The sequence below is a fragment of the Natrinema sp. CRL1 genome (assembly GCF_059162405.1).
Genome location: NZ_JBLVOY010000002.1, coordinates 101,211 through 125,960, shown reverse-complemented (window position 1 = coordinate 125,960; position 24,750 = coordinate 101,211). Strand labels below are relative to the sequence as shown.

Here is a 24,750-nt window from a genome sequence, read left to right as displayed (position 1 = left end):
TTTTCCACCCCATCCTAAGCGCGGGTGATGGAACTGCTGGAGCGCCGACGGGCGCTGATCGAGGAGCGTCTTGTCGAGGTCGTCGAGGGGGTCGAACCCGAGACGCTCAGCGAGGAGGTTCGCCACGTCGCGCTCTCCGGAGGGAAGCGCGTTCGACCGATGGTGACGCTGCTGGCCTGCGAAACGGTTGGCGGGCGGGCCGAGGACGCGGTCGAGTTCGGCGTCGGCATCGAACTCGTCCACAGCGCCTCACTCGTCGTCGACGACATCATCGACCGCTCGGAACTGCGCCGGGGCACGACCAGCGCGTGGGCCGAGTTCGGCCACGGGCCGGCGATCATCACCAGCGACGGGTTGCTGGGCGAGGCCTTCGCCCTCTTTTCGACCGATCCGGATGCTACCCGCGTCGTCGCCGAGGCGATGGTCGAACTCGGTATCGGCGAGGCGACCGAGCTCTCAGCTGAACCCACGAACGAAGACGAGTACATGACTTTGGCCCGGCGCAAGACCGGTGCGCTCTTTCGGGCCGCGGCCGAACTCGGCGCGATCGCCGCCGACTCCGATCCCGTCACCGTCGAGGCGCTTGGCGAGTACGCCGAGCGGGTCGGCGTCGCCTTCCAGATCAGGGACGACGTATTAGACGCCGTCGCCGACCCCGAGGAACTCGGCAAGCCGACCGGACACGACGCTGCCTTAGAGCGGCCATCGGTCGTTCAAGTGACCGATCTCACGCCCGACGAAGCCAATGCACACGCCCAAGCGGAGGCAGATCGGGCACTCGACGCGCTGGACCGGGTCGAGGTCGCCGACCCCGAGGCTCGACAGTATCTACTCGAGCTAGCGGAGTTCGTCGTCGAACGGGAACGCTAATCGTCGCTTAGACTCGCTCGGCTCCTCGTTGTCCCCCATCTCGATCCGAGTCGGAAAGCCACGACTCAGCGACGGCAAAGGCCAGCGTGCTCGCGATTCCGAGCAGCGTGCCGGCGGTCAGCGCTGTCGCGAGGTAGGTAATCCCCACCCGATCGAGGAAGAAGGCGCTCACCGCGTGGAGGACGGTTGCGATCGAGAGCACGTAGAAAGGCGCGTTGAGATAGCGCCACTCCAGGGTCCCCGCGATGTACTCGTCGGTGATCTGGCCGAGACTGGTGGTGACGCCCGCGGCGGCAAACCAATGGATCGAACCGTTGACCAGTGCCGCGAGCATGACCGGCACTTCGACGGCCCCGTCGGTCGATTGGCGGACCGCCTCGAGGGTGTCCGTCCCGCTGACGCCACCGAGGACGAACAGCGCGGCCGCCACGATGTACGCGAGCAAGGTGGTCCGACCGGCATACAGCGAGTGGCGGGCGCGTTCGACGGTCGCGTCCAACCGATCGCCCAACCCCAGTCCGCGCGAGATGAGATAGAAGCCGAGCAGTGCCGACGTCATTCCCAGGACGAAGCCCGGCATATCCAGCGCGGATCCGATGAGCGCCAGCGGGTAGATCAACAGGAGGATCCCCAGCGGAATGAGCACCGTTCCCCGGGTCTCGGGGTCGTCGAGAACCTGCTTGATCGTGTAGTACATCGACTCGAGGTTCTGCGCCTGTCTGACGACCACCCGTCGGACGCCGTCGATCGGGACCCGTGAGCGGATGATCGGGATGACGGACTCGTCTTGTGCGCCGTCGGTGACGACGAGCGCGGTGATGTCCTCGGCGGTCGAGAGGCTCGCGAGGACGGTATCGACCTCGTCGCCGACCTCGCGGTTGGCGCTGACGTCGCCCTCGTCGTTGCCGGTGACGACGGCGACCTCGACGCTCTCGTTGCGTTCTGCTAGATCGTCGTAGACGTGCAACCCCTGAAAGATGACGTTGACGTCCGAGTCCTCCGGGTCCGCGGTGGCCAGTGCCACGGCCGCCTCCTCGACCGGGTCGCGACCGATGACCGGCGTGGAGAAGCCGGTCTTTCGCCCGAGATCGTCGTCGAGATCGACACAGAGGACCAACAGCATCGGATCGTGGTTGCACGCCGCGCTATTTCCCTCTTCTGGGACGGCGAGACCGTATTCCGTACTGACGCGTCGACGGCGATCGAGAGCGACTCGAGACCGAGTCCGGGCAGGGCCGAGACGCCGGCTCGCTCAGGCGGAATCGGTGGCGTCGTCGGATGCGGTATCGTCGCCGGCGTCAGCGTTGACTCGCACGTCGTCGAACTCGAAGCGAGCGCCGCCGGACGGTCCGTTTCGGGCCGCGATCGACCAGCCGTGGGCCGTCACGATCCCCTCGACGATCGCCAACCCGAGCCCGGTCCCGTCCGCATCGGTCGTGTAGCCGAACTCGAACAGTGACTCGCGATCGGCGGGCAGCCCCGATCCCGTGTCCTCGACGTAGAATCCGCGCGGACGCGTCCCATCGCCACCTCGAGAATCCGACTCGAGGGTTCCGACGGTGACGAGCAGGCGATCGGGCCCCTCGCTGTGACCCTCCCCGTCGGATGTCGAGCCATGCTCGACGGCGTTTCGGAAGAGGTTCTCGAGCAATTCCCGAACGCGGGTCTCGTCGCCGTAGATTCGGCTGTCCGTCTCGATCTCGAGGCGGGCGTCGCCGGTGTCGACGGTCGACCACGCTTCGCGGGCCGCCGAGGCGAGCGAGAGCCACGATTCGTCGCCGATCGTCTTCCCCTGCCGGGCCAACTCGAGGAGGCCGTCGATGAGTTCCTCCATCCGCGACAGCGACCACTGCAGTTCGTCGACGCGCGGACTCTCGACTTGCTCCGCGAGCAGATCGAGGTTCCCCTGTGCGACGTTTAACGGGTTCTGCAAGTCGTGGCTGACGAAGCCGGCGAACTCGACCAACCGCTCGTTCTGGCGCTCGAGTTCCCGCCGGTAACGACGCCGGCGAGTGAGGTCGCGGATGGCGTGGATCGTCCCCGTGAACTCCCCGTCCTCGAGCGGGAGGAGTCTCGTGTGGACATCGTGGATCCGCTCCTCGCCGTTCGGCGTGTGAAACCGCACCTGATACTTCGCCCGATCGCGGTCGATCGACGAGGTCAGCAGTCCGCGAACTTCCTCGATGTACTTGCTCGTCACGCACTCGTCGTAGTATCCCCGGTCGATAAGCGTCGGAAACGGCGTTCCGATCAGGTCCGCCCTGTTCTCGGTGAACGCGTCGGCGAACTCCTCGTTCGACCAGCCGATCGTCGCGTTCGCGTCGAGCACGAAGAGCGCGGTCGGCACGAGTTCGACGAGTCGCTCGTGGCGAGCGAGTTCGCGCTCGCCCTCGCGTCGCGCCCGCTCGGCGCGGCGTTTCTCGACGGCGGCTTCGATTCGATCCGCCAGTACGGCGTACTGGTCCGTCCCGGATCCCGTCCGAACGTAGTCGGTGACGCCGGCCGAAATCGCCTCGCTCGCGATCGCCTCGGACCCGTTGGTCGGAAAGAGAACGAACGGAACCGTCGGGTCGAGCTTCCGAACCGTCGCGAGCAACTCGAGGCCGTCCATGTCGGGCAGTTCGTAGCCGCTGACGACGCAATCGACGACCGCGGATTCGGCGTCGCTCCCGCCGTCGAAGACCGCCAGCCCCTCGCGACCGGTTCTGGCAGTCGTCACGTCGATAGCGTCGCGCCGTCGTTCGAGAACGGTCGCCGTCCGCGAACGGCTATCGGGGTCGTCGTCGACACAGAGAACGTGGATCCCGCCGAACATCGGATAGATGACAGTCCGAGCGAACCGTCTAATAGTATGTGGCCGACACCCACATCGCGCGACGCCATGAGACCGGGCAACGGGGCACAGCGGCGCTCTCGATCCGCACCGCTTTTGAGGCTCGGGTGGGTACGTATCCTCGAATGATCTCGAAGGGCTGTGAGCAGTGCGCGAAAGGTGGCAAGATGGTGCTGTTCGTCTACGGATACTGCGACCAGCGCGACTGCTTTTACTGCCCGCTCGGTGAGAACCGCAAGAACGTCACCGACGTCTACGCCAACGAACGGCTCGTCGAAAGCGACGAGGACGTCCTGATCGAGGCAAACCGAATGGACGCACTGGGTACCTCGATCACCGGCGGCGAACCCCAAGAGGCGCTGGGTCGGACCTGTCACTATCTCGAACTCCTCAAAGACGAGTTCGGCGAGGACCACCACACCCACCTCTACACCGGTATTCCCGGCGGCCGCGAGAACATGCGCCGCCTCTCGGAGGCCGGCCTCGACGAGATTCGCTTCCACCCGCCGTACGAACAGTGGGGCGACCTCCACGGCACCGAGTGGGAGGAAATCCTCCACATCGCCCGCGAAGAGGGACTCACTCCCGCGTTCGAAATTCCCGGCATCCGCGCCGAAGAAGAGTTCCTCGAGTTTCTGGACGAGGGCGCGGCCGAGTTCTGTAACATCAACGAGTTCGAAATGTCCGACGGGAACTACCGCCGGATGCAAGAACAGGGCTTCGAACTCAAGGAAGACCACATGAGCGCCGTCGACGGCTCCCGCGAGGACATCCTCGAGGAGATGGGCGACCACGAGAAGGTCTACTTCTGTACCTCCGTATTCAAGGACGCGGCCCAGCACCGTCGCCGTCTCAAGCGGATGGCCCGTAACGTCCGCCGCGAGTTCGACGACATCACCGACGACGGCACCCTCGTCTACGGGAAGACCTATACCGATCCCGACCGCCTCGAGGCGCTTGGCGTCCCCGAGGAGTTCTACACCGTCAAAACCGACCACGTCGAAGTCGCGTGGTGGCTCCTAGAGGAGATGATCGAGGAGGGCGACCTCGAGGACGGCGAGATCGTCGAGCAGTATCCCACCTACGACGGGCAGGTCGTCGAGCGCACGCCGCTGGCGTAAGTACCGCGAGTGAGCGGCTTTTTGGTGCAGATTTTTGGAGGCGGGTGAGCGAAGCGAATCCGACGAGAAAAAGGTGCGCGAAGATCGTCGAGCAGTATCCCACCAACGATGGCCAAGTGGTCGAGCGCACGCCGCTAGCCTGAGTCCCGCGAGCGAACGAGCGGCGTTTTGGTAACGATTTTTCGCGAGCGGTGAGCGGAACGGATTTCGTGATTTTGTACACGAGCCGGAGACTCCGAGCCAGAAGACGGTCGGTGACATCGTTTGCGGACACGATAAGAATCGTTCCACAGCGCGAAAGCGCAGGAATCAGCCGTCTCGAGCGATTTTGATGCCGTTTCCCGACGAACGAGTGGTAACCGCTTATTTGGGCTGTAATAATAGCCGTCGTCCCGGTACGACCGGGTACGATGCAATTCCGAACCGTCGCTGTCGTCGCGGTCGCACTGCTCGTTGCCCTCTCCGGTTGTAGCGCCCTCGGAGGCTCACAAGCTGACGGGCCGTCGGATACGAACGAGACAGAACCGTTGACCGATAGCGAGACGGGCACGAACGGGTCCGACGACGCAGTGACTGACACCGGTGACGACGACGAACCGAACAGTACTGCTGGGAGTACGAACAGTAGTGACGGGGCTGACACCGCAGATACAGACGAGACTGCGAACGCAACGTGGACCCCACCCGAAGAGCCGAATCGCCCGCTCGAGGACAAGCGTGAGGATCGAATCGAATCCGTCGAGTTCGTCGACACGCAACCCGCGGAGAGCGGCGACGGCTACTCGAACTTCAACCTCGAGGTCACTGCTAATACCAGTATGGAGAACGTCGATCCGCCAGAGCACGGCGACGTGATCGGCGAGCCGTACTTCTTCGTCAAGATCAACGAAGACGAACAGAAGCTGATCGAGCGCACGGGAGAAGTCAGCATGGACGAGAACGGAACCTATCACATCGACGTCCGACCCGACGGGACCGAGGAGTTCGGCGAGGGGTCGTTAACCGTCGAGGTCTTCCTCATGGACGAGGACAAAGACTGGGACGATATCTACGACTCCGTCGGAACGGAAATCCAGTACAACCCGGAGACAGGCACTGACGACTCGAACACGACCGCTACCGACTCGGACTCGAGCGAAAACTGAGTATCACGGCCGACCGCTGTCGAGGCGAGGCGATCAATCGAGTTCGGTCGGATCGACGCCCGGCAGCGTGATGAGGTTCTCCCGACCGATCCGGAGCTTCGCGATCTCGTCGTCGTCGTCCATCTTCGAAAGCAGTTGTGACACCTTTGCGTTCGACCAGCCGGTCTCCGAGACGATCGAGGCCTGTTTCATCCGCCCGCCGTTTTGCTTGAGCAGGCGCAAGACACGTTCCTCGTCGCTCAGCAGTTCGGGATCGATATCGTCGTCGTCGTTGGGTTCCTCGAACTCGAGGCTCGTTCCACTTTGACGAGCACCACCATCGGACGGAGTGGTGATAGCGTCCGAATCAAGCTGCGGACCAGTTGGTGAAGTTGTCTCGGAGGAGTCCGGGGGAGCAGCACCTTTCCTACTACTACCACGGATCCTGCTTTCAATGTCGGTTAACGACGGGAGTCGATCGGTCGGGACCGGAAGTTCGGTCCCGTCGTCACGCCGGGCCAACAGGTACCCGCCAGCTCCGAGACCAACGATTACGAGTAAGCCGCCGATCAGCCATCCCGGCATCGACAACAGGGAATCCCCGGTTCGGACGAAAACGATATCGAGTTCGCTGTCGTCGAACTCGTAGGGACCGTTCCACGTGAGGCGGGTCGGCGTCTCGAGGGCGAAGTCGGGCGGTGTCTCAATCACGAGACGCTGCCCGTCGCTCAATCCGATCCACGTGCCACTTTCTGTCTGGAAGGCGTCGCCAAAGTAGATCCGATCACCGTCGACAGTGGCGAAGTTCGTCCATGTAAACGAGTAGGAGAGGACACCGATCCGGACATCCTCGTTATCGGCTATCGTTTCGTCGCTGAGGTCGGCTTCGTCGGGCGATTCGATAATACGCGGCTCGTCCCACTGGTCAGCTTCGATCGACATTTCGCGATTGGTTGATTGTTGTGCCATTTCGCGAAAGTTCTCGAACTGCTCGAGATCGTACTCAACGTCGCGCTGGCCGGACGTAACGCTCTCAGCGTACTCTCGGAAAACGGCGGTGTCACTCTCGTTCGTCAGAAGAAAACGACTCTCAACCGTCCATCGAACATCGCCGTTATCGCGAACGGCGATTCTGATGACCTGCTGCGGATCAGGCTCATCGAGCGAATCGGCCGACTGTGCCGTCGTTTCGGCCGATAGCGACGGCTCAATCGAGTGTTTAGGGGAGTCGATCGGCTGACCGGAGGGCGATGCTCGGTCCAACGGTTGTGGGGGCCGGTCGGCGACTGTCTCCGTCCGTTCGTACTCCGGTGACGAGGCGGACGCAGTCGGTGTGGCGGCCACCGGCCCCAAGAGAGACAGCGTGAGGAGGACTGTGAGGGCGAATGTGATGGCGGCGGATACCCGCATGCGTACCAACGGGTGGTTCCCCGGGGGAAAAAACCCTTTCCATCGAAAATAAAACGTTACCAGCGGATGTAAAGCATCTCGACGGGAGAGAGGGGATCTGCTGACAGCACCGATCCGTTGTTAGTGGCACTTTATCCGCTGTAATCTAGCCGCAATAGTAGTGCGACCAGTTTTTGTATCAGGAGGGCATACGGTTGGTCGATGAACCGCGCGATCCCGCCCCTCCTCGCACTGTTTTTGGTTTTATCCCTGACCGTCGCCCCCGGAATGGCGGACTCCGGGAGTGCGACAGATACGCTCTCCGAAACGCCCCTGCAAAACCAGGTATCGAGCGCTGCCCAGATGGACTCGAGTCCGCAGCCGGTAGCAAACACGACGAATCGCCTCTCCCTTGAGGAACCCTCGAGAAGCGAGTATACCGAGTACGGACCCGATCTCGGCGCGACGCTCGCAAGTAAGGACGACGAACTCCGGGTTGACCACGCCCAATACGCCGTCATCGACCGGGAGTTCGACGACGCATCGCCCGAAGAGCGGCGTGTGCTGTTACAGGGCGCGTACGATCGGCTGACAGAACGATCGAACGGTCTCGAGGCGCGCGAACAACGGGCCGTACGAGCACATGCAAACGGGGAGACATCGAGTGATCAGTTACTGCAGACGCTGCTTCGAAATTACAGGGAAGCGTCGGTTCTCTCCGAAGAGTTCGACGAACTCGAGGAGCGCTCTGATCTGGTTCCGAACGCATCGCTATCGGTTGAAGATGATCGAAATAAACTCGAGATGCATCGAACCGAACTTCGGTCGCAACTGGAATCGGCCACATATGGAACCGTTCAGACTGGAAGTACCGACTATATTACTGTCGAGACGTCCCAGAACGGGTACGTCATCTCGAGGCTCGGTGAGAGCTACATCCGTGAAGCGACCAGGTTTGATAACCGCGATAGCACACGCCAATCCCAATTTAACAACACGATGGACGCGTATCGGCACGCTCAAGAGCAGTACCCGTGGGCGTACGAGACCGGTCAGTCACCGTCGTTCAACGAGCATACAACGGTCCAGCTGTACCTGTTTGATATCAGCCACGGCCACGGCGATCTCGAGGCGTATCTCGACGGTGCCACGGGTGAGATCTATCGAGAAACGCAGATCTTAGATCAGGAAGCGCTACCGAAGAACGGAAAGACATCGGTCAAGAACGGAACGAGACTCTCGATCGAAGAAACGACGGCGAACGGACCGGCTAATGTACAGGTAGCCGATTCGGAGACAAGAGAGGCCAAATCGGCGACGATCGTAATAAATGGGTTTGAAGTAGGCGAGACCAATGGCAACGACAGACTCTGGTATGTGCCGCCTGCGGGCGAGTACGAACTGACAGCACGGACATCAACGGGAGAGAATATTAGCACTACCGTTTCGAACAGCTAAGACCGGCAGTACACGTATTTGAGATCCTAAGTCAGTAACAGTTCTACAAAAGTAATTCGTTGCTCTCTTTTTTGGTCGGGTGCCCAAAATTCCCATCATCAAAATTTCAGTTGATAGCTATGACGAGCGGACGCACGTTTATACCGTAATGCGCAGCAAGGACGGTTCGTGACTGGACAGACGAAACCGAACACGACAACTGCCGGGGAGATGCGCGCCGTGAGTCCGGTTATCGGAGTCCTCCTCCTCGTCGCCCTCACCGTCTGTCTAGCAGCCGGTATCGCCGTCGGTGTCGGCGCGTTGTCGCTCGAGTCGCCCGGGCCGACCGCGACGTTCGAACTGTCGGCCGACGGCGATCAGTCGTCGATTTCGATCGAACACGTCGCCGGCGACGCGGTCGACATTGAGGCGCTCTCGGTGACGGTTGCGGTAAACGGGACGGAGCTGGCCGCACAGCCGCCAGTCCCGTTCGCCGGTGCGAGCGGCTTCGACGGTGCGCCGACGGGTCCGTTCAATTCGAGAGCGGATTCGGAGTGGTCCGTCGGGGAACGGGCGAGCCTGACGGTCGCCGATACGAACTCCCCGTCGCTCGAGACGGGCGATTCGGTTACCGTTACGCTCGCGGTCGACGGCCGGCGGGTGGCGACACTCGAGACGACGGCAGCCTGAGAGTCGGTGCGTGAGGTGACCTATTCGGGCGCGCGACCGATGGTCGTGATCGCGACCTCGGGATCGTATGACGGCCCCATGAAGGCGTGCTTGACGTTTTCGAAGCCGGCGGTTTTGAACATCCGGTCGGCCTCGTACTCGTCGTAGAAGAGCATGATCGAGTCGGCAAGCAGTTGGCTGACGACGTTGTCGGGGTAGTTCGGGCCGACGACGAGTACCTGCCCGCCGGGTTTGAGGACGCGGCGGAACTCCCGCAACGCAAGGATAGGGTTGGGCCAGTACTCGATCGAGCCCGACGACCAGACGACGTCGAACGTGTCCGTCGCGAACGGGAGTCGCTCGGCGTCACCGCGATGGAAGTGGACCGGCGGGGCCTGCTTCCCGAACTTGTCGTAGGCCTGCTCGAGTTGGTGTTGGCTCTGGTCGAGGGCGTACACCTCGTCGACGCGCTCGAGGAGTCCTTCGGTCGCGAAGCCGGTTCCACAGCCGACGTCGAGGACGGTCATGTCGTCCTCGAAATCGAGGAGGGAGAGGGCCTCGGTTCGCATGTCCTCGGTCCAGATGAAGGGGTTCACCTGATCGTAGACCCGTGAAAGGTACTTATAGAACAGTCGAGCACGGGCCTTGTTCTCGAGAATTCCCATTAGTGAAGGGTTTCGGTCGAATCGGCATATGTCTACTGTTCCGGCCGGAATCCCGGAGCGCATAATCGATTATTACCGGCCGTTCGGAGCGGCGTCCGCTGAGGCACTTTCGCAACTACCATATACGCGCTCTAGCAAACGTTCGCTTGCTTAGAATATGCCGAGGCCAGAGGTTCTCGAACGAATTAAGTCGGCGGAAGAGGAGGCCGACGAGATCGTCGCATTGGCAGAAAACGACCGCGACGAGCGAATAGCCGAGGCCCGGGAACGCGCCGAGGAGATTCGCACGGAAGCGGAACAGGAGGCCCAAGAGATCAGGGAGCGCCGTCTGGAGGAAGCTCGCGAAGAGATCGATGCGGAGTGCGAGCGCGTCCTCGAAGCAGGTGAACAGGAGCGCGAGGAACTCGCCGAGCGCGCCCGAGACCGGGTCGACGAAGTGACCGCTCACGTCGTCGAACTGTTCCAGGAGGACGTCCATGCTCAGACCTGAACGGATGAGTAAGGTCTCGGTGACCGGCTCGCGGGGCGTCATGCCCACGGTCATCGAGACGGTTCACGACCTGAGCTTGGTCCACCTTTCGGACTACGACGGCTCCTGGGAGGGGTTCGATAACGGCGACCCCATCGAGGGAGCTGAGACCGCCTCCGAGAAGCTGGTGACCGTCCGCGCCCTCGAGAGTACTCTCGATCTCTCGGCCGACGAGGCCGAACCGGGAACTCTCGAGGACGGTTGGGAACAGCGACTCGAGGAGATCCGCACGCGGATTAACGAACTCGACGACCGTCGCGCGGAGATCAACGACGAACTGCGGCAGGTCAACGAAAAGATCGATCGCGTGGCTCCGTTCGCGGAGCTGGGCATCGATCTCGATCTGCTGTCGGGCTACGAGACGGTCGACGTCCTCGTCGGTGAGGGCTCGCTCGAGGAAGTCGAGGGCGCCGTCAGCGCCTCGGACGACATTCGAGCCTTCGAGACGTTTACCGGCGGGAACGTCGTGGCGGTCGTCGCCGCGCCCACCGAGAGCGCCGACGAGAGCCCGATCGACGACGCGCTGGTCGGCGTCGAATTCACCCGATACGAGGTGCCCGACACCGACCAGAGTCCCGACGATTACGTCTCGGACCTCGAGAGTCGAAAGCGCGACCTCGAGTCCCAACTCGAGGAGATCGACGCGGAACTCGAGGAGATCAAGCAGGCGGAAGCCGGTTTCCTCCTGCGCGTCGAAGAAGAGCTGACGATCGAGGTTCAGCAAGCGGAAGCGCCGCTGCAGTTCGCGACGACCGACCACGCGTTCGTCGCGGAGGGCTGGCTCCCGACCGAGGAGTACGACCGGCTCGTCGCGACACTGAACGATGCGGTCGGCGACAGCGTCGAGGTCGAAGAACTCGTCCGCGCCGACTACAACGACGAGGGGTATCCGACGCGAACGGAAGACGTCGACCACGGCGGCTCCGGCGGAGCCGAGGAGACGACCGACGAGGAAGAACGCGAAGTCGCGACCCAAGAAGCAATCGCCGACGGCGGCACGACCGCCGCCAGCGGCGACGTCGTGACGATGGTCGACGAACCGCCGGTTATCCAGGACAACAGCGGCCCTGCAAAACCGTTCGAGTTCTTGCTCCGGCTAATCGATCGGCCGAAGTATAGCGAACTCGACCCGACCGTCGTCTTGCTGTTGACGTTCCCAGCGTTCTACGGCTTCATGTTGGGTGACCTCGGCTACGGGATGATCTACACGGCCGCCGGCTTCTTCATGTACAGCCGATTCGACGAGGACATCATCCGAAGTCTGGGTGCGATCGGCATGTGGGCCGGCGGGTTCACGATGCTGTTCGGCGTCCTCTACGGCGAATTCTTCGGGATGCACTTCCTGGGAGAGGTCGTCTTCGGCGGCAGCCCGCCGCTGCACAAGGGCCTCCAGCCCGTGTACGCGAACTACGGCCAGACGTGGCTGATGGTGAGCGTCCTGATCGGACTGGCCCACCTCACGCTCGGCTACGCCTTCGGCTTCGTCAACGATCTCGACCACGGCGTCGGCGACGCGTTCCTCGAGAACGGTTCGTGGGCGCTGCTCATGATCGGCGTCTGGGTCTGGATCTTCAGCCATCACGGAGAGGGCGTCAAGCCGGAGTTCCTGTACACCTCGTTCGGGAACGGTTCCGAGGCGGCGTTCGAACTCGGATTCACCGGCTTCGCCACCGAAGTCGGGATATACGTCGGACTCCCACTCGCCGCGATCGGGTTCGTGACGATGGTCTACGGCGAGGTCAAACACTACGGCGGGCTCGGCATCATCATCGGCGCACTCGAGAGCTTCAACGTCCTCGGTGACGTGCTCTCGTACCTGCGGATCGCCGCAGTCATCCTCGCGAAGGCAGGCATGGCGTTCGTCGTCAACATGCTGTTCTTCGGGGTGTACGTCGTCGATACCGATCACGGCGCGGAGTGGCACTTCGGTACCAGCCACGCGCCCCAGCACATGCTCGAGCAGGGAACCTACCACGGTCACGAGGTGACCGAGGTCATGTTCGGCGGCCTGCTCCACGGCGGCATCGTCATGGCGGTTCTCGGCGTGATCGTCCTCGTGCTCGGTCACATCGTGGTCCTGCTGCTCGGGATCACGAGCGCCGGGCTGCAGGGGATCCGCCTCGAGTACGTCGAATTCTTCAACCGGTTCTACGAGGGCGGTGGGCGGACGTTCGAACCCTTCGGCGGGATTCGATCCGACGACGAGAACTGACACGCGTCGACCCACCCTCTCGGCGACCGAAATCCGTGCTAGCTCGACTCGTATTTTCCCACCAGTATCGAAAGTGTAATACCTCCGGACAGCGAGTATCGAGGGTTATAACGGGGAAATCGGCAGTTTGGTTTGGGAAGTTTTAAGAACACGCTGGGGAGTAGTACCACCTGTCCGGTTGCAAAACCACGAGGAAAACTCAATCATGACAATCGAAACTCTACCCGAAATGGCGCTCGTGCTGAACAGTCTCGCAGAGAACGCGGTCGCGCTGCAGGAGGGCGGTGCTGCTGCCGGTAGCGGCGGTCCCGCGATCGAGCAGGGTGCGGCGGCGGCGCTGGGCATCGGGCTAGCGGCCATCGGTGCGGGGTATGCAGAGCGAGCGATCGGCGCGTCGGTCGTCGGCGCACTCGCCGAGGACTCCATCTCGCCGGGTATCGGGATTCTGCTGACGGTCCTGCCCGAGACGCTCGTGATCTTCGCACTGGTCGCGCTCTTCGTCTAAAGCGTCCCATCGAACTTTCTTACAATGAGTTTGGATACAGTCGTTGAGGACATTCGAGAAGAGGCTCACGCGCGTGCGGAGGACATCCGCGCTGAGGGCGAAACGCGCGCCGAAGAGATCGAATCGGCCGCCCAGGAAGACGCAGACGAGATCGTCGCCGACGCCGAAGCCGACGTCGACCGCGAGATCGAGCAGTTGCGCGAACAGCGACTCTCCAGTGCGAAACTGGAGGCGAAACAGCAGCGCCTGGAGGCACGACGGGACGTCCTCACGGAAGTCCGCGAGGCAGTCGAGGACGAGCTCGCCGCTCTCGAGGGAGACACCCGCGAGGAGCTCACCCGCGACCTGCTCGAGGCAGCGACGGTCGAGTTCGACGAGGGCGACGACGTCGCGGTCTACGGTCGGGCCGACGACGCGGAGTTGATCGAATCGATTCTCGCCGACTACGACGGCTACGAATACGCCGGTGACTACGACTGTCTCGGCGGCGTCGTCGTCGAGAGCGAGGCATCCCGCGTCCGCGTCAACAACACCTTCGATTCGGTGCTCGAGGACGTCTGGGAAGACAACCTTCAGGAGATCAGTAACCGACTCTTCGAGCAATGAGTACGGGAGCCTCGAATCCGGAGTACGTAAACGCTCGCGTCCGCTCGCGTCGAGCGGCGATGTTGTCCGACGAGGACTACCGCAAGCTGATCCGGATGGGGCCGAGCGAGATCGCGCGGTTCATGGAGGAAACGGAGTACGAACGGGAGATCAACGCGCTCGGAACGCGGTTTTCCGGCGTCGACCTGATCGAGTACGCGTTAAACCGCAACCTCGCGAAGCACTTCGACGACCTCCTCGAGTGGTCCGAAGGACAACTCTACGACCGCATCGTTCGGTACCTCCGGAAATTCGACGTCTGGAACCTGAAGACGATCATCCGCGGTATCTATACGGATTCCGATCCCGAGGAGATCAGCACCGATCTCATCCGGGCGGGCGAACTCGACGACGGCACGATCGACCGGCTAGTCGAAGTCGACTCGATCGAGGACGTCATCGAGATCCTCGAGGGGACGATCTTCGCCGAGCAGCTCGAAGACGCCTACGAGGAGTTCGAAGAAAGCGGCGCGCTGGTTCCGCTCGAGAACGCGCTCGATCGTGCCTTCTACGAGAACCTGCTCGAGGACCTCGGCCGACCCCGCGAGGGGCCGGAGGCGAAGTACGTCGAGTTCCTCGAGGCCGAGATCGACTTCCTGAACGCACGGAACACGTTGCGCCTCGCACGGAGCGGAGCCGATCTCGACCCCGCTGCCTACTACATCGACGGCGGCGTGTTGTTCGACGAGTCGGACCTGAACCGCTTGGTCGGCGATTACGACGCGCTCGTCGACCACATTGCCGAGAACAAACGCTACGGCGACCGCCTCTCGGGAGCGCTGGATCGGCTGCGCGATGCTGACAGCCTTATCCAGTTCGAGCACGCACTAGACGCTGCGTTGCTCGAGTACGCGGATACGCTCTCGAGTGTCTACCCGACCTCGATATCGCCCGTTCTGTCGTTCGTCCTCGCCAAAGAGCGCGAGGTCGAGAACATTCGCGCGATCGCGCGGGGTCGCGAGGTCGGACTCGACGAAAACGAGATCGAAGAGGAGCTGGTGATCCTATGAGCCAGGAAATCGCAGTCGTCGGCAGTCCGGAGTTTACGACCGGCTTCCGCCTCGCGGGAGTGCGACGGTTCGAGAACGTCCCGGACGACGAGAAAGACGAACGCCTCGATGACGCAGCGACGGCGGCCCTCGAAGACGAGAGCGTCGGGATCGTCGTCATGCACGACGACGACCTCGAGCACCTGTCGCGGTCGGTTCGCCAAGAGGTCGAGACGAGCGTCGAGCCGGTCGTCGTTACGATCGGCAGCGGCACTGGTGGCGGCGGACTGCGCGACCAGATCAAACGCGCCATCGGTATCGACCTGATGGAAGAGGACGAAGACAGCTAAACTATGAGCCAGGCAGAAGACATCGAATCCGTCGACGAAGACGGTGTAATCGAAAGCGTGAGTGGTCCCGTCGTGACCGCCACGGACCTCGACGCCCGGATGAACGACGTCGTCTACGTCGGCGACGAAGGACTGATGGGCGAGGTCATCGAGATCGAAGGGAACCTGACCACGATTCAGGTCTACGAGGAAACCTCCGGCGTCGGCCCGGGCGAACCCGTCCAGAACACGGGCGAGCCCCTGAGCGTCGACCTCGGACCGGGCATGATGGACTCCATCTACGACGGTGTCCAGCGCCCGCTCGACGTCCTCGAGGACAAGATGGGGACGGCGTTCCTCGACCGCGGGGTCGACGCCCCCGGGATCGACCTCGAGAAGGAGTGGGAGTTCGAACCCACCGTCGAGGAAGGCGAGACGGTCGAATCCGGCGACGCCGTCGGTGTCGTCGAAGAGACCGTCACCATCGACCACAAGGTCATGGTGCCGCCGGACTACGAGGGCGGTGAGGTAACCGCAATCGAGGCCGGCGAATTCAACGTCGAGGAGACGGTCGCTGAACTCTCGAGTGGCGAAGAGATCCAGATGCACCAGGAGTGGCCGGTCCGAGAGGCCCGACCAGCCGGTGACAAGGAGACGCCGACCGAGCCGCTGGTGACGGGCCAGCGGGTTCAGGACGGCCTCTTCCCGCTCGCGAAGGGCGGGACGGCGGCGATTCCCGGGCCCTTTGGCTCCGGGAAGACCGTCACCCAGCAGCAACTCGCCAAGTGGTCCGACGCGGACATCGTCGTCTACATCGGTTGTGGCGAGCGCGGTAACGAGATGACCGAGGTCATCGAGGACTTCCCGGAACTGCCGGACCCACAGACCGGGAACCCGCTGATGGCCCGTACCTGTCTCATCGCCAACACGTCGAACATGCCCGTCGCGGCCCGCGAGTCCTGTATCTATACGGGCATCACGATCGCGGAGTACTACCGCGACATGGGCTACGACGTCGCACTGATGGCCGACTCCACCTCGCGGTGGGCGGAGGCCATGCGGGAGATCTCGAGCCGACTCGAGGAGATGCCCGGCGAAGAGGGCTACCCCGCGTATCTGGCCGCTGCGCTCTCGGAGTTCTACGAGCGCGCCGGCAAGTTCCAGCTGATCAACGGCGGTGAAGGGTCGATTTCGGTCGTCGGCGCAGTCTCGCCGCCGGGCGGCGACTTCTCCGAGCCGGTCACCCAGAACACGCTGCGTATCGTCAAGACGTTCTGGGCGCTAGACGCCGACCTCGCGGAACGTCGGCACTTCCCTTCGATCAACTGGAACGAGTCCTACTCGCTGTACAAGGACCAGCTCGACCCGTGGTGGGCGGACAACGTCGCCGACGACTGGGCAGCGGTCCGTCAGTGGGCCGTCGACGTGCTCGACGAGGAGGACGAACTCCAAGAGATCGTCCAACTCGTCGGGAAGGACGCCCTGCCGGAAGACCAGCAGCTCACGATGGAAGTCGCACGCTACATCCGTGAGGCCTGGCTCCAGCAGAACGCGCTCCACGACGTGGACACCTACTGCGAACCCGACAAGACCTACCGGATGCTCGGTGCAATCAAGACGTTCAACGACGAGGCATTCGACGCACTCGAGGCCGGCGTCCCGGTCGAAGAGATTCAGGACGTCGACGCCGCACCGCGGCTCAACCGGATGGGCACGGCAGAAGAGTGGGGCGAGTTCATCGACGAGATCGAGAGCGACCTCGCAGACCAACTGCGCGCACTGTACTAACAATGAAAGAGTACCAGACTATCACGGAAATCAGCGGTCCGCTGGTGTTCGCCGAGGTCGACGAGCCGGTCGGTTACGACGAGATCGTCGAGATCGAGACCGAGGACGGGCGGACGCTGCGCGGCCAGGTGCTGGAATCGAGCGAAGGCATCGTCTCGATCCAGGTGTTCGAGGGCACGGGCGGAATCGACCGCAACGCCTCCGTTCGCTTCCTGGGCGAGACGATGAAGATGCCCGTCACCGAGGATCTGCTCGGGCGGGTGCTCGACGGTTCCGGGAACCCGATCGACGGCGGCCCGGAAATCGTCCCCGACGAACGACACGACATCGTCGGCGAAGCGATCAACCCCTACTCTCGGGAGTACCCAGAGGAGTTCATCCAGACCGGCGTCTCCGCCATCGACGGCATGAACACGCTGGTCCGGGGCCAGAAGCTGCCGATCTTCTCCGGCTCGGGGCTGCCCCACAACGAACTCGCACTCCAGATCGCTCGTCAGGCGACCGTTCCCGAAGAGGAAGAGGGCGACGAGGAAGGCTCGGAGTTCGCCGTCATCTTCGGTGCGATGGGGATCACCGCCGAAGAGGCAAACGAGTTCATGGACGACTTCGAGCGCACGGGCGCACTCGAGCGGTCGGTCGTCTTCATGAACCTCGCGGACGACCCCGCAGTCGAGCGCCAGGTCACGCCGCGACTCGCGCTCACCACGGCCGAGTATCTGGCCTTCGAGAAGGATTACCACGTACTGGTCATCCTTACGGACATGACCAACTACTGTGAGGCGCTTCGAGAGATCGGTGCCGCACGTGAGGAGGTCCCGGGCCGCCGTGGCTACCCCGGATACATGTACACCGACCTGGCACAGCTCTACGAGCGTGCGGGTCGAATCGAAGGCAAGGAAGGATCGGTCACGCAGATCCCGATCCTGACGATGCCCGGCGACGACGACACGCACCCGATTCCGGACCTGACCGGCTACATTACCGAGGGCCAGATCATGATGGATCGGGACCTTAACAGTCAGGGGATCGAGCCGCCGGTCAACGTCCTCCCGAGCCTCTCCCGGCTGATGGACGACGGGATCGGCGAGGGCCTGACCCGCGAGGACCACGGCGACGTCTCCGACCAGATGTACGCCGCCTACGCGGAGGGTGAGGACCTGCGCGACCTCGTGAACATTGTCGGTCGCGAGGCCCTCTCCGAGCGGGACAACAAGTTCCTCGACTTCGCCGACCGCTTCGAGACGGAGTTCGTCCAGCAGGGGTACGACACCAACCGCTCGATCGAGGAGACGCTCGAGCTCGGCTGGGATCTCCTCTCGGACCTGCCAAAGACGGAACTCAACCGGATCGACGAGGAACTCATCGCGGAGCATTACCGCGAAGACGAGACCGAGGCCGCCGAAGTCACGGCCGACGACTAACTCGGCGATCGCTTTCGTTCGTCGCGCTTTTCTTCGATCGATTATCGGCCAGCGGCAGTACTCTCGAGAACCATTTCGCCGCCGTCGGAGGCGCTATCGCCCGACGAGACCCCCGTTCTCAGCGGCCACCGCAAGGCGAGTAGCTACGCACGACTCCGACGGAAGCGGTTCTCTACGAAGGAGTCGATAGCGGTCACGACGCAGTCGTCACTACCGATTGCCGAACTGTCACTGCGTGCAACTGATGGAAACTATGGTATGGGCCGTCAGCGAATCATGACACGTATGCACAAACCACTGCTCGTGCCGGAGTTCCTCGACCGAGCGCGAACGCACTACGGAGACGACGAGGCGGTCGTCGCCACCACGGGGGAACGGTTTACCTACGACGAGCTCGGCGAGCGGGCCGACCGGTTCGCGGCGGCGCTCCAAGATCGGGGCATCGAGAAGGGTGACCGCGTTGCGGTGCTGGACCCGAACACCCACTACCACCTCGAGGCAGCCTACGGAATCATGCAGATCGGCGCGATTCACACGCCGCTGAACTATCGCCTCACGCCCAATGACTTCGAGTACATCCTGTCGGACGCGGGCGTGGACGCGATTTACGCCGACTACGACTTCGCGGAGAAGATCGAGGCGGTCCGCGACGAGGTACCGACGGAGACGTTCGTAACGAACGACGCGGACGCTGTGGAAGGGGAGTGGGAGGAGTTCGACGCCGTGCTCGAGGAGGCGGGTACCGACTACCACCGCCCCGAGATGAGCGAGGACGAGATCATCACGATCAACTACACTTCGGGGACGACGGGCGACCCGAAGGGCGTCTGTCGTACCCACCGCTGTGAGACGATTCACGCCTATCTGCTGGTCGGTCATCAGGAGATCACCGACGACGACACCTATCTGTGGACGCTGCCGATGTTCCACGCGAACGGCTGGGGCCACATCTTCGCGGTGACCGGAATCGGCGCGAAACACGTCTGTACGCGCGGGGTCGACGCCGCGGAGATTTTCGAGGCCGTGCGATCCGAAGATGTCACCTACATGTGCGGTGCGCCGACGGTGCTGAACATGCTGGTCAACTACTACGACGAACACGACCCCGTAACCACCGGCGAGCGGGACGTTCGGCTCGCGACTGCCGGCAGCGCGCCGCCCGAGGCGACCATCCGAACCGTCGAGGACGAGTTCGGCTGGTACCTGAAACACGTCTACGGCGCGACCGAGACGGGGCCGCTGATCACGACCTCCGACGCCCGCCGTCACTTCGAGGACGACAGCGATGACCGGTTCCGGATCAAGAAGCGACAGGGACTCGCGTATCTGGGGACAGAAATTCGGGTCGTTGACGAGGACGGCGAAAACGTTCCCCGAGACGACGAAACGCTCGGCGAGGTCGTCGTCCGCGGCAATCAGATCATGGAAAAATACTGGGAGAAACCCGAGGCGACCGATGCGGCCTTCAACGACCGCATCGAGGGCTACTACCACACCGGCGACCTCGCAACGATCGACGAGAACGGCATGATCGCGATTCAGGACCGGAAGAAGGACATCATCATCTCCGGCGGCGAGAACATCTCGAGCATCGAACTCGAGGACGCCCTGTTCGACCACGACGCGGTCGCGGACGTGGCGGTGATTCCCGCACCGAGCGACGAGTGGGGGGAGACGCCGAAGGCGTACGTCGTCCCCGCGAGCGGCGATCCGGACGATCCCGGCGTGACCGAGGGCGACCTCGAGGCCTTTACCCGCGAGAATCTCGCGGGCTACAAGACCGTCCATCGGGTCGAGTTCGTCGAGGAACTGCCGACGACCGCGACGGGCAAGGTCCAGAAGTACGAACTGAGACAGGAGGAGTGGGAAGGCGAAGAACGGATGGTTGGGCAGGGCTGAGCAGGGAAGATAGCGGCCGCTGGCCCTCGGCTTTTTCGAAGCGTTGGACTACATTCGATCAGCGAACGTGTTGCCAATCGATTAGTTCCGCTACGAGGTACTATATAGGTTAGTATTCTGAACATAGCAACGGATTAGTATTTCTTGTCGGCTTGATCACGTATGTCCGAGTCGACAGGGACGACGCGGCGATCGGTGATTGCGAGTGGGACGACTGCGGGGACGCTCGCGGTCGCGGGCTGTGTGAGCGACTTCGTCGGGAGCGGAAGTGGCCAGACCTACACGGTCGGCCACGGCGACTACGAGACGGAGGTAACTGACTCCTCGTTTCCCGACGAACTACAGGTCTACTGTGTGCAGACCGAGTGGTCCAACTGGGGTGCCGTCATGGACGCCTTCGAGGAGGAGTACGGCATCTCGCTGTACGACGCACAGGGGTCTTCGGGCGAAGCGCTCGAGGACATGCGCGCGAACGCGCGGAACCCGACTCACTCCGCCTACAACGGCGGCTACTCGTTCGGTCTCGACGCGATGAACGACGACCTGACGACGGAGTACAAACCGGCGAACTGGGACGTGGTCCCGGACGATCTCAAGACGGACAACGGTCACGTGACCGCGACGCGGCAGATGACGACCGCGGTGACCTACCGAACGGACGTGTACGAGGAACGCGGACTCGACGCCCCCGAGACGTGGGAGGATCTGAAACATCCGGACATCGCGAAGGACCTCGCCTTTACCCCGCCGCACACGGCCAACGGGCAGGCCTCGGCGCTGTCGGTCAACAGGGCCTACGGCGGCGATCTGGACGATCTCGATCCCGTCATCGAATACCACGAGGAGATCGCGGACCACGGGGCCGACTTCCGGCGCAACGTCGAGGGGCCCATGACTGCGGGCGAGATCTCGACGGTCGTCGAGTACGACTACACGGGACTGAACCTGAAGTACAACAACGACGAGTTCGACGAGGACCAGATCGACGTCACGGTCTTGCCCGGCCCGAACGGCGAACCGGGCGCGATGAACGTTCCCTACGGCTACGCCCTGCTCCGGAACGCGCCCAACCCCGAAGCGGCGAAGCTGTTCATGGACTTCGTGCTCACGCTCGAGTGTCAGGAACTGTTCTTCGATGCCTACGTCCGGCCGATCCGGGCGGACGAACTCGACCAGCCCGACGAGTTCCCGGACCAGTCAGCCTACGACGAGGCGCAGTTCACGGTCGATCAGGAGGAGTTAGTCGAGAAGCAAGACGACATTCAGGAAGAACTCGTCGATCGGACCCCCCTGCAAGGGGCACAGTAAGCGAGATGTCCGTCCACGAATCGGCGACGTCGTCGGTGCGGCGAGTCGCATCGCTCGTGTCCGCGACCGCCCGACCGACGACCGAACGCGACCGCGAGCGCCGGCGGGTCGCGATCATGTGTCTGCCGTTTTTCGTCCTCGCAACCGTCGCGGGGTTCGTCCCGCTCGCGATGCTCGTCCGGATCAGTCTCGCCGAAGACACCGTCTGGATCGAGGGTGTCTCGCTCGACGCGTGGCGAACGTTGGTTACGACCGCAACGTACAGGCAGGTCGTCTGGAACACGCTGTGGTTCGTCGGCGCGGCGACGCTGGTCAGCGTCGCGCTCGGTGTGGCCGTCGCCCACGCCCTCGAGAAGTACGACCTCCCCTTCGAGCGAGCCATCGTGGCGGCGGTGTCGTTCCCGATCGCGCTCCCGGGGATCATCGTCGCGTACCTGATCGTGGTCCTGCTGGGCCGACAGGGTTTGGTGACGAACGCGGCCGCGGTGGCGACGGGCCAGAGCGCGATCGATCTGGCCAGTGCGACCGCGATCACCGGGCTGTTCCTCGGCTACGTCTACTCGCTCGTTCCGCGGGCGACCATGGTGCTTCGCGGGACCTACGCCGAAGTCAACGCACAGGCCGAGGAGGCGGCGCGGGCACTCGGCGCGAACCGGTGGCAGACCTTCTATCACGTGACGCTGCCGGAGATTCGGCCGGGGATCGTCGCGGCGTGTATCCTGACCTTTCGCTCCGGGCTCGCGATCTTCGGGACGGTACTAATCTTGCAGAGCCATCGGGTAGTCACGCTCCAGATACACCACGAGACGAGCGTCGGCTCGTACAACCCCGACGTGGCGGCCGCGATCGGGGTCGTGTACGTCTGCTTCATCGTCGCGTTCACGTTCGTCGGGCTCCGGTTCGTCGAAACCGACGCGGTGGAGATCTGAGATGTCCGGGGACACCGACGCGAACACACGTGAATCGGCAACAGCACCCGAACGAGCCGAGGAGTGGTCCCGATCGGAGACGGCGGTCTCGACGCTGGTCGGTCGCCCGATCGTCGTCGGCGTCGTCGTGCTGGTCGTCGCGTTTCTGACGGTTCCGGTCGTCATCGCGGGACTCTCCTCGTTCGCGGAGTCAGCAACGAGCGTCCTGCCCCGTGGTTTCGTCACGCTCGAGCACTGGCGGACCGTCCTCGGGGTCGGCGAGACGGGCGACACCGCGATTCCGGGACTGGCGTTTAGCATCGTCCTCGCGACCGGTGGGATGGTGTTGAACGTACTGGTCGGGGTTCCGATCGCGTACGCGCTCGCGCGATACGAGTTTACCGGCAAGCACTGGGTGAACACTCTCGCGATCCTGCCGATCGTCCCGGGACTAATCCTGGCGATCGCGTTCGTCCAGACCTATCCGGAACACGGCCGGTCGGCGCTCGGGCTGATGGCCGGCTACTGTCTGCTCAAGTCGCCGTACATGGTGTTGACCGTCCAGAGTTCCTTCCAGTCGATGGATCTGATCCGACTCGAGGAGAGCGCCCGGTCGCTCGGAGCCTCGTGGCCCCGAACGTTCCTGACGATCATCGTCCCGCACGCAAAGCGGGGGATCATCGCTGGCTGTATTATCACGTGGACGCTCGCTGCCGCGGAGTTCAACTTCACGTTCAAGGTGGCAAGCGGCAGCCCGGATCCGTTCGCGAAGTTCCTCTATCAGAACATCTCGAACGCCTCGCACCTGCAGTCCGCGGCGGCCGTGTCGGTCTATTTCCTGATCGTCGTCGCCGCGATCCTCGTCCTGCAACTGATCGGCAACAGCGGATTCACGACCGTACGACAACGATGAGACGACCACGACCCTTCCCAAATCGTCACGAACCGAGTCGAAGCACTCGTCACAACACGCCGTTCGATCCACGTTCGATAGGAGTGATCAGCTGTGAGTGAGGTCGCCCTCGAGTCGCTCACCAAGACGTACGGCGACGAGACGGCCGTCGACGGGATCGAGCTGACGATCCGTGACGGGGAGATCCTCGGCATCGTCGGGCCGTCGGGCTGTGGCAAAACGACGACGCTCCGGACGGTCGCCGGCTTCGAGACGCCGACTCGAGGCCGGGTGCTGTTCGATGGCACCGACGTCACGACCGTCCCGCCGGAGGAGCGAAACGTCGGGTTGGTCTTCCAGTCGTACGCGCTGTTCGACACCATGAGCGTCCGCGCGAACGTCGCCTTCGGGCTGAAAATGCAGGGCGTTTCCGCCGCCGAGCGCCGGGCGAGAGCCGACGAGTTACTCGAGTTGCTCGGCATCGGCGACCTCGCCGAGCGCCGGGCGAGAGCCGACGAGTTACTCGAGTTGCTCGGCATCGGCGACCTCGCCGACCGGCGGCCGACGACGCTGTCGGGCGGCCAACAACAGCGGGTCGGTCTCGCGCGTGCGCTCGCGATCGAACCCCATGTGCTCCTACTCGACGAGCCGATGACGGGGCTCGATGCCAAACTCAAGACGCGCCTCCGCGAGGAGATCGGCGACTTGCTCGCCGAACTCGGCGTCACCGCTCTCTACGTTACGCACGATCAGGAGGAGGCCATGGCGATGTGCGACCGCATCGCCGTCCTCGAGGATGGAAGCGTCGAACAGGTCGGAACGCCCACGGAGATATACCGCCGTCCCGCGAACGCGTTCGTTGCAAACTTCGTCGGGCGGTCGAACCTGCTCGAAGGGGTCGCCGAAAACGGTCACGTCGACCTCGGGTTCGCGGAACTACCCGTCGCGGCCCGAACGGACGGCAAAGTCAGCGTCGCGATTCGCCCCGAGGCGTTCGAAATTGGCACGGGGCCGATTCAGGCCGACGTGGCAGACGTGACCTATCTCGGCGAACGGACCCACCTCTCGGCGACGCTCCCGGACGAAACGACCGTCACACTACACGCCGACGGCCTCGACGGCTACCGCGCCGGCGATGCCGTGTCGCTCTCGATCGACGAGGATCGGGTACACGTCCTCGAGTCGGAATAAGCAGGTGAGACGGGGACGGGGGACTG

23 protein-coding genes are annotated in these 24,750 nt (G+C 63.1%); 19 read left to right on the top strand and 4 right to left on the bottom strand.

The window, feature by feature from the left end:
* Positions 1-27 precede the first annotated feature (27 nt).
* Positions 28-870 carry a polyprenyl synthetase family protein gene (locus tag ACJYUO_RS06360; protein ID WP_494344551.1) on the top strand — a complete coding sequence of 281 codons (843 nt, stop codon included), beginning with the start codon at positions 28-30 and terminating at the stop codon, positions 868-870.
* Between the two features lie 7 nt (positions 871-877).
* On the opposite strand, the gene ACJYUO_RS06355 is transcribed toward ACJYUO_RS06360, so the two are convergent.
* Both ACJYUO_RS06355 and ACJYUO_RS06350 read right to left on the bottom strand, forming a co-directional pair.
* Positions 878-1,993 (bottom strand): DUF373 family protein, encoded by a 1,116-nt coding sequence (locus ACJYUO_RS06355; protein ID WP_494344550.1) that lies wholly within the window; start codon positions 1,991-1,993, stop codon positions 878-880.
* A gap of 129 nt (positions 1,994-2,122) precedes the next feature.
* Positions 2,123-3,685 carry a hybrid sensor histidine kinase/response regulator gene (locus ACJYUO_RS06350; protein WP_494344549.1) on the bottom strand — a complete coding sequence of 521 codons (1,563 nt, stop codon included), beginning with the start codon at positions 3,683-3,685 and terminating at the stop codon, positions 2,123-2,125.
* Positions 3,686-3,828: 143 nt separating this feature from the next.
* On the opposite strand from ACJYUO_RS06350, the gene ACJYUO_RS06345 reads away from it, so the two are divergent.
* From ACJYUO_RS06345 to ACJYUO_RS06335, 3 genes are all read left to right on the top strand, one after another.
* Positions 3,829-4,824, top strand: a complete 996-nt coding sequence (locus tag ACJYUO_RS06345) for a radical SAM protein (protein ID WP_494344548.1) — start codon at positions 3,829-3,831, stop codon at positions 4,822-4,824.
* Complete coding sequence (locus tag ACJYUO_RS06340) at positions 4,713-4,967, top strand: DUF8061 domain-containing protein (protein WP_494344547.1); 255 nt, start codon at positions 4,713-4,715, stop codon at positions 4,965-4,967. Before ACJYUO_RS06345 ends, ACJYUO_RS06340 begins: the two co-directional genes overlap by 112 nt.
* Positions 4,968-5,234: 267 nt before the next feature.
* Positions 5,235-5,969 (top strand): hypothetical protein, encoded by a 735-nt coding sequence (locus ACJYUO_RS06335; protein ID WP_494344546.1) that lies wholly within the window; start codon positions 5,235-5,237, stop codon positions 5,967-5,969.
* Positions 5,970-6,002: 33 nt separating this feature from the next.
* Here the strand turns inward: ACJYUO_RS06335 and ACJYUO_RS06330 are convergent, their stop codons facing one another.
* On the bottom strand, positions 6,003-7,079 hold the full coding sequence (locus ACJYUO_RS06330) for a helix-turn-helix transcriptional regulator (RefSeq protein WP_494345380.1): 1,077 nt from the start codon (positions 7,077-7,079) through the stop codon (positions 6,003-6,005).
* Between the two features lie 480 nt (positions 7,080-7,559).
* Between ACJYUO_RS06330 and ACJYUO_RS06325 the strand changes: the two genes are divergently transcribed.
* Positions 7,560-8,795, top strand: a complete 1,236-nt coding sequence (locus ACJYUO_RS06325) for a DUF7096 domain-containing protein (protein ID WP_494344545.1) — start codon at positions 7,560-7,562, stop codon at positions 8,793-8,795.
* A 210-nt stretch (positions 8,796-9,005) separates the two neighbouring features.
* Positions 9,006-9,464, top strand: coding sequence for a type IV pilin domain-containing protein (locus ACJYUO_RS06320; protein ID WP_494345379.1), 459 nt, complete (start codon positions 9,006-9,008; stop codon positions 9,462-9,464).
* Positions 9,465-9,484: 20 nt separating this feature from the next.
* Here ACJYUO_RS06320 and ACJYUO_RS06315 read toward each other — a convergent pair whose 3' ends face one another.
* The gene (locus ACJYUO_RS06315) at positions 9,485-10,108 is read right to left on the bottom strand and encodes a methyltransferase domain-containing protein (RefSeq protein ID WP_494344544.1); all 624 of its coding nucleotides are present in this window, start codon (positions 10,106-10,108) and stop codon (positions 9,485-9,487) included.
* 157 nt (positions 10,109-10,265) lie between these two features.
* Here ACJYUO_RS06315 and ahaH point away from each other — a divergent pair, with 157 nt between their 5' ends.
* From ahaH to ACJYUO_RS06250, 13 genes are all read left to right on the top strand, one after another.
* Positions 10,266-10,598, top strand: coding sequence for an ATP synthase archaeal subunit H (ahaH, locus tag ACJYUO_RS06310; protein WP_006430417.1), 333 nt, complete (start codon positions 10,266-10,268; stop codon positions 10,596-10,598).
* Positions 10,585-12,849 carry a V-type ATP synthase subunit I gene (locus tag ACJYUO_RS06305; RefSeq protein WP_494344543.1) on the top strand — a complete coding sequence of 755 codons (2,265 nt, stop codon included), beginning with the start codon at positions 10,585-10,587 and terminating at the stop codon, positions 12,847-12,849. The genes ahaH and ACJYUO_RS06305 overlap by 14 nt, the downstream gene beginning before the upstream one ends.
* Positions 12,850-13,078: 229 nt before the next feature.
* Positions 13,079-13,354, top strand: coding sequence for a hypothetical protein (locus ACJYUO_RS06300; protein ID WP_494345378.1), 276 nt, complete (start codon positions 13,079-13,081; stop codon positions 13,352-13,354).
* A gap of 24 nt (positions 13,355-13,378) precedes the next feature.
* The gene (locus tag ACJYUO_RS06295) at positions 13,379-13,960 is read left to right on the top strand and encodes a V-type ATP synthase subunit E (RefSeq protein ID WP_494344542.1); all 582 of its coding nucleotides are present in this window, start codon (positions 13,379-13,381) and stop codon (positions 13,958-13,960) included.
* Complete coding sequence (locus tag ACJYUO_RS06290) at positions 13,957-15,009, top strand: V-type ATP synthase subunit C (RefSeq protein ID WP_494344541.1); 1,053 nt, start codon at positions 13,957-13,959, stop codon at positions 15,007-15,009. Before ACJYUO_RS06295 ends, ACJYUO_RS06290 begins: the two co-directional genes overlap by 4 nt.
* Positions 15,006-15,338 (top strand): V-type ATP synthase subunit F, encoded by a 333-nt coding sequence (locus ACJYUO_RS06285; RefSeq protein ID WP_494344540.1) that lies wholly within the window; start codon positions 15,006-15,008, stop codon positions 15,336-15,338. The genes ACJYUO_RS06290 and ACJYUO_RS06285 overlap by 4 nt, the downstream gene beginning before the upstream one ends.
* Positions 15,339-15,341: 3 nt before the next feature.
* On the top strand, positions 15,342-17,105 hold the full coding sequence (locus ACJYUO_RS06280; RefSeq protein ID WP_494344539.1) for an ATP synthase subunit A: 1,764 nt from the start codon (positions 15,342-15,344) through the stop codon (positions 17,103-17,105).
* Between the two features lie 2 nt (positions 17,106-17,107).
* Positions 17,108-18,526, top strand: coding sequence for an ATP synthase subunit B (locus ACJYUO_RS06275; RefSeq protein WP_494344538.1), 1,419 nt, complete (start codon positions 17,108-17,110; stop codon positions 18,524-18,526).
* Positions 18,527-18,811: 285 nt separating this feature from the next.
* A complete protein-coding gene (locus ACJYUO_RS06270) occupies positions 18,812-20,425 on the top strand; it encodes a long-chain-fatty-acid--CoA ligase (RefSeq protein ID WP_494344537.1) in 1,614 nt (537 codons plus the stop codon).
* A gap of 162 nt (positions 20,426-20,587) precedes the next feature.
* A complete protein-coding gene (locus tag ACJYUO_RS06265; protein WP_494344536.1) occupies positions 20,588-21,733 on the top strand; it encodes an extracellular solute-binding protein in 1,146 nt (381 codons plus the stop codon).
* A 5-nt stretch (positions 21,734-21,738) separates the two neighbouring features.
* Complete coding sequence (locus tag ACJYUO_RS06260) at positions 21,739-22,662, top strand: ABC transporter permease (RefSeq protein WP_494344535.1); 924 nt, start codon at positions 21,739-21,741, stop codon at positions 22,660-22,662.
* Between the two features lies 1 nt (position 22,663).
* Positions 22,664-23,554, top strand: coding sequence for an ABC transporter permease (locus ACJYUO_RS06255; protein ID WP_494344534.1), 891 nt, complete (start codon positions 22,664-22,666; stop codon positions 23,552-23,554).
* A gap of 93 nt (positions 23,555-23,647) precedes the next feature.
* On the top strand, positions 23,648-24,724 hold the full coding sequence (locus tag ACJYUO_RS06250) for an ABC transporter ATP-binding protein (protein WP_494344533.1): 1,077 nt from the start codon (positions 23,648-23,650) through the stop codon (positions 24,722-24,724).
* Positions 24,725-24,750: the final 26 nt, after the last annotated feature.

Coding starts and splice junctions, on each gene's coding strand:
- ACJYUO_RS06360 (WP_494344551.1), top strand. CDS start 28: ATGGAACTGCTGGAGCGCCGACGGGCGCTGATCGAGGAGCGTCTTGTC.
- ACJYUO_RS06355 (WP_494344550.1), bottom strand. CDS start 1,993: ATGCTGTTGGTCCTCTGTGTCGATCTCGACGACGATCTCGGGCGAAAG.
- ACJYUO_RS06350 (WP_494344549.1), bottom strand. CDS start 3,685: ATGTTCGGCGGGATCCACGTTCTCTGTGTCGACGACGACCCCGATAGC.
- ACJYUO_RS06345 (WP_494344548.1), top strand. CDS start 3,829: ATGATCTCGAAGGGCTGTGAGCAGTGCGCGAAAGGTGGCAAGATGGTG.
- ACJYUO_RS06335 (WP_494344546.1), top strand. CDS start 5,235: ATGCAATTCCGAACCGTCGCTGTCGTCGCGGTCGCACTGCTCGTTGCC.
- ACJYUO_RS06325 (WP_494344545.1), top strand. CDS start 7,560: ATGAACCGCGCGATCCCGCCCCTCCTCGCACTGTTTTTGGTTTTATCC.
- ACJYUO_RS06320 (WP_494345379.1), top strand. CDS start 9,006: ATGCGCGCCGTGAGTCCGGTTATCGGAGTCCTCCTCCTCGTCGCCCTC.
- ACJYUO_RS06315 (WP_494344544.1), bottom strand. CDS start 10,108: ATGGGAATTCTCGAGAACAAGGCCCGTGCTCGACTGTTCTATAAGTAC.
- ahaH (WP_006430417.1), top strand. CDS start 10,266: ATGCCGAGGCCAGAGGTTCTCGAACGAATTAAGTCGGCGGAAGAGGAG.
- ACJYUO_RS06305 (WP_494344543.1), top strand. CDS start 10,585: ATGCTCAGACCTGAACGGATGAGTAAGGTCTCGGTGACCGGCTCGCGG.
- ACJYUO_RS06300 (WP_494345378.1), top strand. CDS start 13,079: ATGGCGCTCGTGCTGAACAGTCTCGCAGAGAACGCGGTCGCGCTGCAG.
- ACJYUO_RS06295 (WP_494344542.1), top strand. CDS start 13,379: ATGAGTTTGGATACAGTCGTTGAGGACATTCGAGAAGAGGCTCACGCG.
- ACJYUO_RS06290 (WP_494344541.1), top strand. CDS start 13,957: ATGAGTACGGGAGCCTCGAATCCGGAGTACGTAAACGCTCGCGTCCGC.
- ACJYUO_RS06285 (WP_494344540.1), top strand. CDS start 15,006: ATGAGCCAGGAAATCGCAGTCGTCGGCAGTCCGGAGTTTACGACCGGC.
- ACJYUO_RS06280 (WP_494344539.1), top strand. CDS start 15,342: ATGAGCCAGGCAGAAGACATCGAATCCGTCGACGAAGACGGTGTAATC.
- ACJYUO_RS06275 (WP_494344538.1), top strand. CDS start 17,108: ATGAAAGAGTACCAGACTATCACGGAAATCAGCGGTCCGCTGGTGTTC.
- ACJYUO_RS06270 (WP_494344537.1), top strand. CDS start 18,812: ATGCACAAACCACTGCTCGTGCCGGAGTTCCTCGACCGAGCGCGAACG.
- ACJYUO_RS06265 (WP_494344536.1), top strand. CDS start 20,588: ATGTCCGAGTCGACAGGGACGACGCGGCGATCGGTGATTGCGAGTGGG.
- ACJYUO_RS06260 (WP_494344535.1), top strand. CDS start 21,739: ATGTCCGTCCACGAATCGGCGACGTCGTCGGTGCGGCGAGTCGCATCG.
- ACJYUO_RS06255 (WP_494344534.1), top strand. CDS start 22,664: ATGTCCGGGGACACCGACGCGAACACACGTGAATCGGCAACAGCACCC.